The organism is Bacteroidota bacterium, assembly GCA_034723125.1.
In the GTDB taxonomy this organism is placed as follows: Bacteria; Bacteroidota; Bacteroidia; order CAILMK01; family JAAYUY01; genus JAYEOP01.
Genome location: JAYEOP010000028.1, coordinates 1 through 5,917, shown reverse-complemented (window position 1 = coordinate 5,917; position 5,917 = coordinate 1). Strand labels below are relative to the sequence as shown.

Here is a 5,917-nt window from a genome sequence, read left to right as displayed (position 1 = left end):
TTTTTATATCTTCAATTCTTTATGTCATATTTATTTTTCTTTATATGTTTTTTTTTAATATTTCTAATTGTTAGGTTCAACAAGGTTTATAAAGATAACTTGCATAACAAAACAATAATTTAAAGTTTTATATTTTTTGATATGCAAAGGTATAATAAAAATTTATAGAATAACAAAATATTTTTATTCTTTTTTTTTGCAAAAATTATTTTTTTATAATGTTCTGTTATTCACATTGTTTATAAAATAAGCTTAGTTGTTTTGAATTTTTTCTTTATAAGTACTCATTATTGTGATGAACCATAAATTTTTGGAAGAACCTGAAAAATCGTGGAAAGATATAATTATAAAGCGGGAAAATGAATGTCAAAACTCGCTTTTCCCAACATAAGGTGCTTGTTTTTAGAAATAAAATATTATTTTTGATTTTTAACTAGTAAGCTATATTTTAAATAATCTAAATTTTTATCGAACAACAATGAAATTAAATTTAAGAATATTAGGATTAGCAGGATTAATCTTGTTAGGAACTACTAACATAAGTAAAGCTCAAAAACATTATTATGATACTAAATTAATAGTCCGTGCTGCAAAAATTCAAAATTTAAAAACAAATGAATTATTTTATTCTTTAGGTTATGTTATACCTAAAGATTCAAAATACAGAAATATGGTTATAGCAATGAAAACTAAAAACATAGGAAAAGAAAGAACAGAAATCATTAATAGAGAATTACACGTACAATTATTAGAAAAAGGTAAAAAAGATTTAGATGACAAAACAGCATTAGAAACATATAAAGATATTGATAAAAATAAAGATAATATATTGACTAGGCAAGAAATCTTATATAGGATGAATAAAGAATTTCCACGTGAAAAATATAATGGTAAAATACACTTATTTTCTAAATTTAATTTCTAAAAAAAATAAATTTACTTGTCCAAGAGTGCAAAAAGTAATGGTTAAAGAAAATATTGACGATTCCTTCATATACTTTGAACTGGCAAAATGGAACGAAACGGCAAAAGAAAAAATTTTAGAGTGTGAAAGTTTAGAAGAACTTATCAAGTTTTTTGATGAAATGCATGAGAGATATTTTTTGAACTACAATCTCAAAATCAAAGAGTTTAAAGAAAAATTCATCAAAGAAGAAGCGTTTAAAAATCTCTCTTTAGACGAACAAAAGAAAATGTTTATCGCTATGCTGGATAACAATCAAATGTATGTAAATAAAACAGAAATGGCAGATAAAAAGTTTGTGATTGATAAAAAGGACCAAAAACTAACTTCACAATTTTATAATTCTCAAGGGTAAATATGAGCAAAAAAGAAAAAAAACAATCAATAGGGGAAATTGCAAACTCAAGTACCGCACAGTATTTGGCTTTTGTTTCAGCTGGTGGAGACGATTCATCAAGTATAGAGGTTCGCTATGAGGACGAAAATATCTGGATGACTCAAAAAATGATGGCGGAATTATACGGTGTATCAGTATCTGCTATCAATCAGCATATCAACACACTTGTCTCTGCTGGAGAAATAGATAAAGCAACTATTAAGCAATACTTAATAGTTCAAAAAGAAGGCAATAGAGAGGTAAAAAGAAATCAAGATCACTATAATCTCCAAGCCATTATTTCTGTAGGGTTCAAAATAGAAAATGAAAGAGCAGTGCAGTTTCGTAAATGGGCAAGGCAAATTGTTAAAGACTATACAATCCAAGGTTGGACGATGGATAGCGAAAGATTCAAAAAAGCCAATCAATTTGATAAAGCATTTTTTGAAAGACAATTACAAAAAATCAGAGAGATTAGACTTTCGGAAAGAATGTTTTATCAAAAAGTAACAGATATTTATGCTACAAGTGTTGATTATGACTCGTCCGCTCCCACGACAATTAAATTTTTCAAAATAGTACAAAACAAATTACATTATGCGGTACATAGTGCCTCTTAGAAAACTATCTATTTTTATAAAATGAATTATTTTTGATGAGATTTTTACTTTTTGGAAATGAGCTGATGCCTTAGCATCAGGGATTTGAGGAAAATAAAAATATCGCAAAAAGAAACATTTTTAATTTTGGAGAGTTTTCTAAGAGGCACTACATAGGCATACAGTAGCAGAATTGATTATTGAGAGAGTCAATGCAGAAAAAAAAAATATGGGACTTACAAACTGGACAGATGCACCAAAAGGGAAAATTCAAAAATATGATGTGAGTATTGCAAAAAATTATCTTACAGAAAAAGAATTGAACTTTTTAGAAAGACTTGTTTCTATGTATCTTGATTATGCAGAACTTCAAGCAGAAAGAAATATCCCTATGACTATGGAAGATTGGAGTAAAAGACTTGATTCTTTTTTAGAATTTAATGGCAGAGAGATACTGATAGATGCAGGAAAAATCAGTCACGAAGATGCAAAACTTCATGCTCATACACAATTTGAGAAATATAGAATTATACAAGATAGACTTTTTGAATCAGATTTTGACCATGAGATGAAAAAACTTTTAGAAAATAATGAGCAATAATTATGGCACAAACTTATAATATAAAACCACAGGCTGAAATGATGCTTAAAGAAAAAGCATTTGATTATGGTATAACGAAGCCAGAAATCCCACAATATATTTCAAATAATTTGAAGTACAACTTTTTTGAATGGCAAAAAAATGCTTTTGAAAACTTTCTTACCTATCAAGTAATCAAAGAAAGAGAAAATCACCGCACAAATTGCATACCTGCCCGTTCCGCAGGCGGGTTTAGTTTTTTACAAACCACGAAAATACCAACCCCAAAAAACTAAAAAGCCTGTCCCGTTTTTTTCAAGGAAGCAATTTCTTTCCAACGCTCACAGAAATCAGAAAAAATTTTAAAAATATTTGCAGGTTAGTGAGTATTTACTATCTTTGCACTTTCAAATAAGATGAATATGCAGACAGAAAGACAAATACAAATAGTAGAAAGTTCCATAGAGTTAATTGCTAATAAAGGAATACAAGGATTTACTATAAAAAATCTTTCAAAAGCAATTGGTATTTCTGAGCCTGCAATTTATCGGCATTTTGAAAGCAAAACTGAGATATTAATTACCATTTTAAATAATTTTAAAGAAATGGGTGAAATGATGTCAATGATGGTTGTAAATAATAATGATACTGCAATTGAGAAAATAGAATTTATGTTTTCTAAAATGATTGAAATTTTTATTGAACAACCTGCATTTGTTTCTGTGATATTTTCAGAAGAAATATTTAAAAACGAAGAAATATTAATAAATAAAATTATTGAGATATTCAATTTACATCAAGCAAACATTGAAAAAATTATAGAAATAGGACAACAAGAAAAAAATATAAGAATAGATATTGACAAGAGCAGTTTGGCTCTTATTTTTATGGGCTCATTTCGTTTGTTAGTAAAACGATGGGAATTAAATAATCATAATTTTAATTTAAAAAAAGAAGGAGAGAAATTAATCAACTCTTTTAAATTAATGGTATAAAAAAATTGTAATTTTTTAAATATAAAGTTAGTTTATATTAACTATTTTAAAATAAATAATATGGAAAACACATTAAAGAAATTTTTAAAAGCACCATGGGTAATAATGGTTTTAGCGATTGTATTAAGTGCATTCTTTTTTATGCAAATGAAGAAAAATTCAAGGATGGAAACAGATTTGGATAAGTATATGCCACAAGAACATCCTGCATTTGTATTTAGCAATCAAGCAGAAGATTGGTTTGGGATAAATGACGGAATAATTGTAGCCATAGAAAATGAAAAAGGTATTTTTAATACAGAAACACTTGATACCTTAAAGCAACTTACTAAGCGTTTGCAAAAAATGGACGAGATTGAAAAAGCTGATGTTACATCGCTTTATACTGCTGATAATATTGTTGGTAGTGATGTAGGTATGGATGTTAAACGTTTCTACAAAAGGGTTCCAAAATCAGAAGAAAAATTAAAAGAATTGCAACAAAATGTTGAGAATAATGAAATGATTTACGGACGTTTAGTTTCTACTGACGAAACTGTTACTGTTGTAATTGCAGAGATACAAGATGATGTGTTTACTCAGAAATTTTATCAGGAAATTCTTAGACTTGTTAAGTCTTATGAAACAGAAAATATAAAATTGCATGTTGCAGGTCGGCCAATAGTAGAAGGTACAATGGCTCTTTTGGGACCTTCTGATATGAAAAAAATGGTTCCCATTGTTTTAATTGTAATCATTTTGGTTCTGTTTTTTATGTTGCGTAGTGTAAAGAGTACTTTGCTAACTATGTTTGTTGTATTTTTTAGCACACTTTGGGCATTTGGTGCAATGGCAGTTATCGGAATTCCTATTTATGCAGTTTCTACAATGATGCCTGTAATGCTTATTGCTATTGGTGTTGCTGATGGGATACATTTATACAGTCACTTGCAATTATATTTACGTGAAAATTTAAATGCAACAAAAAAAGAAGCAACTATTGACATGATTGCGAATATGTGGAAACCTGTGGTTATGACATCAGTAACTACGGCAATAGGTTTTATTTCATTACTTACATCAGAAGTTTATCCGATAAAATATTTTGGAATTTTTACCGCTTTTGGTGTTCTAATGGCAATGGTGTTTTCTTTGGTATTAATTCCTGCAGGTATTATGATTTTTGGTTTGCCAAAAGTTAGAAAAACAAAAAACACATCTGAAAATTCAAAAAGTACAGTTGCAAATGTTTTTGCAAAATGGCTGATAAATCACAAAAGCATTTCAATTTTTGTAACAATAATAATTATTGCAATTTCGATTGTAGGAATGCAAAAAATATGGATTAACTCAAGTTTCCTTGATAAATTTGAAAGTGATAGCGATATTGTATTAACTGATAAATTTATTAATGAACATTTTGGAGGAACAACTTCTTTAAACCTGATTCTTGATGCCAATGGCGAAAAGGATGCATTTAAAAGTCCTGATGTTCTTAAATTGGTAAATAAAATGCAACACAAAGTGCAGAATGATTTGGCAGTGGTAGGTAATTCATTTTCGTTAACTGACTACATTAATAGGATGAATAAAGTGATGAATGCCGATGACGAAAAATTTAACACTATACCAGATAGTAAGGATATGATTGCACAGTATTTATTGCTTTACGAAATGTCGGGTGATCCTGAAAATCTAAACAAAGTAGTGAATTACGATTACGAAAAACTCAATGTTACTTTTCAACTTAAAAGTGATAATTCAAAGGCTTTAAATTCTGCACTTGCCATTATAAATAATTTTGAAGATGACTTTAAAAAATACGGAATTAGCCTTAAATATGCTGGTAGTGGATATAAAGGTCTGATATTTACTGACCTGATTTTGGAAGGACAAATATTGAGTTTAATACTTTCTCTGATAATAATCATAGTGCTAATATCACTAATGTTTAAGAATATAAAAATAGGGTTTATTGCTTCTGTTCCGATTTTTATAACAGCAGGAATTAGTTTTGGAGTTATGGGGTTTTTAAATATTCCATTAAGTACTACAACAGCTATATTATCAAGTATTGCAATAGGAATAGGTATTGATTATGCAGTTCATTTTATTGAACAATACAGAAAGAATGCTCGAATAACTACCGATAAAAGAATAATAGCAGAGAAAACAATGTCACACTCCGGTCGTGCAATTACTTTTAATGCAATAGTTGTAATATCCGGCTTTTTAGTGCTTCTGTTTTCGGTTTTTCCACCAAACAGAAAGTTAGGAGCATTGGTATCATTAAATATGTTTACAAGTTTTGTGGGAACAATTACAATAATGTTGGTTTTACTTTCTATAAGCAATGTGTATCTTAAAAAGAAGTGATTTTAATGGTGTAATGGTTTAATGGTGTAATGGTTTAATGGTTTAATG

5 protein-coding genes and 2 pseudogenes are annotated in these 5,917 nt (G+C 28.5%); all 7 read left to right on the top strand.

All coding sequences use genetic code 11. From position 1 onward, the window contains the following. Positions 1-478: 478 nt before the first annotated feature. The 7 genes and pseudogenes from U9R42_01180 (at position 479) to U9R42_01150 (ending at position 5,869) form a co-directional block, all read left to right on the top strand. Positions 479-925, top strand: coding sequence for a hypothetical protein (locus U9R42_01180; protein ID MEA3494626.1), 447 nt, complete (start codon positions 479-481; stop codon positions 923-925). Further along, a complete protein-coding gene (locus tag U9R42_01175; protein MEA3494625.1) occupies positions 888-1,319 on the top strand; it encodes a hypothetical protein in 432 nt (143 codons plus the stop codon). Before U9R42_01180 ends, U9R42_01175 begins: the two co-directional genes overlap by 38 nt. A 2-nt stretch (positions 1,320-1,321) precedes the next feature. After that, positions 1,322-1,948 (top strand): annotated as a pseudogene (gene rhuM / locus U9R42_01170) (RhuM family protein). Positions 1,949-2,105: 157 nt separating this feature from the next. Then, positions 2,106-2,540, top strand: a pseudogene (gene rhuM, locus U9R42_01165) (RhuM family protein). A 2-nt stretch (positions 2,541-2,542) separates the two neighbouring features. After that, positions 2,543-2,815 (top strand): hypothetical protein, encoded by a 273-nt coding sequence (locus tag U9R42_01160; GenBank protein ID MEA3494624.1) that lies wholly within the window; start codon positions 2,543-2,545, stop codon positions 2,813-2,815. A gap of 126 nt (positions 2,816-2,941) precedes the next feature. Further along, positions 2,942-3,514 (top strand): TetR/AcrR family transcriptional regulator, encoded by a 573-nt coding sequence (locus U9R42_01155; protein ID MEA3494623.1) that lies wholly within the window; start codon positions 2,942-2,944, stop codon positions 3,512-3,514. 60 nt (positions 3,515-3,574) lie between these two features. Continuing rightward, entirely contained in the window at positions 3,575-5,869 is a 2,295-nt protein-coding gene (locus U9R42_01150; protein MEA3494622.1) for an MMPL family transporter, read from the top strand. The last annotated feature ends 48 nt before the right edge of the window (positions 5,870-5,917 follow it).

Excerpts from the sequence above, each read along its gene's own strand:
- U9R42_01180 (MEA3494626.1), top strand. The coding sequence starts at position 479 with ATGAAATTAAATTTAAGAATATTAGGATTAGCAGGATTAATCTTGTTA.
- U9R42_01175 (MEA3494625.1), top strand. The coding sequence starts at position 888 with ATGGTAAAATACACTTATTTTCTAAATTTAATTTCTAAAAAAAATAAA.
- U9R42_01160 (MEA3494624.1), top strand. The coding sequence starts at position 2,543 with ATGGCACAAACTTATAATATAAAACCACAGGCTGAAATGATGCTTAAA.
- U9R42_01155 (MEA3494623.1), top strand. The coding sequence starts at position 2,942 with ATGCAGACAGAAAGACAAATACAAATAGTAGAAAGTTCCATAGAGTTA.
- U9R42_01150 (MEA3494622.1), top strand. The coding sequence starts at position 3,575 with ATGGAAAACACATTAAAGAAATTTTTAAAAGCACCATGGGTAATAATG.